Origin of the sequence: Pseudomonas duriflava (assembly GCF_007830155.1) — a bacterium.
Classification (GTDB): Bacteria; Pseudomonadota; Gammaproteobacteria; order Pseudomonadales; family Pseudomonadaceae; genus Chryseomonas; species Chryseomonas duriflava.
The window spans coordinates 1-2,167 of sequence record NZ_VLKY01000055.1; the positions used below are offsets into that span (position 1 = coordinate 1).

At 47.9% G+C, this 2,167-nt stretch carries 2 protein-coding genes; both read right to left on the reverse strand.

What is annotated here, in order from left to right:
• Positions 1 to 546: 546 nt before the first annotated feature.
• Positions 547 to 915: a histone-like nucleoid-structuring protein, MvaT/MvaU family gene (locus tag IQ22_RS22995; protein ID WP_145146116.1), complete on the reverse strand. Its 369-nt coding sequence runs from the start codon at positions 913 to 915 to the stop codon at positions 547 to 549.
• Between the two features lie 230 nt (positions 916 to 1,145).
• A partial coding sequence (locus IQ22_RS23000) for a response regulator (protein WP_145146117.1) occupies positions 1,146 to 2,167 on the reverse strand: 1,022 nt, incomplete at its 5' end.

Below are 2,167 nucleotides of genomic sequence, written 5' to 3' on the forward strand. Positions count from 1 at the left end.
TTGTAATAGCTGCGACATTATTTCAGAGACGTTTTCCATACCCATATCCTCTACTGCACAGAATGGCCGCTTATAAAGAGCTGCAGAGTAAGAAGAGGCGAAAGATCATAGGCCTTCTATACCCGGCAGGCCCTTGTGGCCATGAGAAAGAGTTCCTACAGCTCTGACAGGCTACGTACGATCCGTCTGGAGGCTGCTTCAAACCTATCTGCGTACTTATGGGAAAGGGATGGCCTGCTATCCTATTAGGACAGGCTCATCGGTCCGATAACTACAGTCGCAGTGCTATCAATGCAAAAAACCGCTAAAGCGGGTTCTGCTGACCATACCTACTATCCGTGTCAGGCTGCCATCCTGGCGATAGTCACCTATCCATGAACAGGCTGAGCGCATCCTGTGCTGTAGTGATAGGGTTAGATTATTAAGTCTTCCGAAACGGCAAAAGATCAAATCATACCCATGCTATGTAAGCCTTTAGCTATAGGCAAAGTCTGCCTATAGGAGTGCAACCGGCCTTAGCCAAGAGAGCTCAAAGAAGGTTAGGCTTTATTGCAACCATCCTTCCACTACATTAGCGCCGTATTGGGCCTTCCAAGCTTTAAGTCCTTTGTGATTACCACCTTTGGTCTCAATGATTTCACCTGTCTCAGGATGCTTGTAAGTCTTTATAGTACGTGTGCGATAGGATGTCTTTTCAGGATGCGCAGCCTGAGAAAAGGGCTTACAAGAGTAAGCCGGGTCGATAATTTCGATGATATCCGCTAAGTTCTTACCGTATTCCTTCATCAGCTCTTGAAGCTTTTTTTCAAACTCCCTTTCATATTGAAGCGACTCGTCTTTTTTCAGGGAATCCAGAAGCTGAAGTTGAGCTTTTAGCTGCTCCTCGGCAGCACGAAATTGGGCAAGCTTGGACATAGACACCTGGTAAATAAAGGGTAAAAAATTTATCGAGATGCTTTTGAGTCACCCGGGCTACTTCAAACGGGCAAGCTACTTATGGCGCGGGCCTCCCCATGCCATGGAAGACCCTTTTCCTGTCTAGCTGAGCTGTATTCCTTGCTCTAGGACAAGAATACTTCTTAAGCTTGATGTGAGCTTACTCAAAATTCCTGTGCTAACGAGGTAGCCTCTCGTACGGCAAACATTTAGCTATCTTTAGTCATGCTGCTTATTTTTGAAGCAAGACCCGCAATCGTGAAGGGTTTAGTTATAAGTTCTACTCCGGGTTGGTGAAGGCTTTTTTGCAGCGTTACGTTCTGATCATAACCGGTAATAAAGAGCACCTTTAACGTTGGGTTTATTCTCAAGGCTTTAGCTGCAAGGTCTCGCCCGTTAAGTCCAGGCAGCCCTATATCAGTAATCAACAGATCGATTCCAGGTTGATTTTGCAGGATCTCCAAGCCCTCATACCCGTCACTGGCAACAAGCGTGAGATAACCCAACTCCTCAAGCACTTCTGGAATCAGCTCGCGAATGGCTGGGTCATCCTCAACCAAGAGAACCGTTTCACGTGTCATTGATTTCTGAGGATCGGCTATAGGGCCTGAAGTATCCTCTTGGACTTGTCCCTGATAGCGAGGCAGGTACAGGTTAATAGTTGTTCCTTTGCCTTCTACAGACAGGATGTTCAAGCGGCCTTCACTTTGTCTGGCAAAACCATAGACCATGGAAAGTCCGAGACCCGTCCCCTCCCCCATGGGCTTGGTGGTAAAAAACGGCTCGATGGCCCGCTCCATGACCTCAGCCGACATGCCTGTACCATTATCGGTTAAGCCAATTCGTACATAGTCGCCCTGGGCTCCATCTGATAGGCCAGGACAGTTCTCAAGCTCAATCAGCAGCTTGCCTTCTTCACCCAAGGCATCCCGGGCATTGATAGTCAGGTTAAGAATTGCATTTTCCAGCTGATGGGGATCACATACCGTTAACCAAAGGTCGTGCTGTGCCCTTATCTCGAGCAGATGCGACGGGCCCATCGAGCGTCTTAAAAGCATCTCGATATTATTGATCAGGTTGATGATATCAACTGGCTTTGGCGTAAGCGGCTGTCGACGTGAAAAGGCAAGCAGACGATGAGTCAGTGCGGCAGCCCGCTGAGAGGACTCCAGAGCAATGTCTGCATAGCGTTCAAGCTTATCGGTGCGTCCATAGGAGACATGCTTTTTTA

Excerpts from the sequence above, each read along its gene's own strand:
- IQ22_RS22995 (WP_145146116.1), bottom strand. The coding sequence starts at position 915 with ATGTCCAAGCTTGCCCAATTTCGTGCTGCCGAGGAGCAGCTAAAAGCT.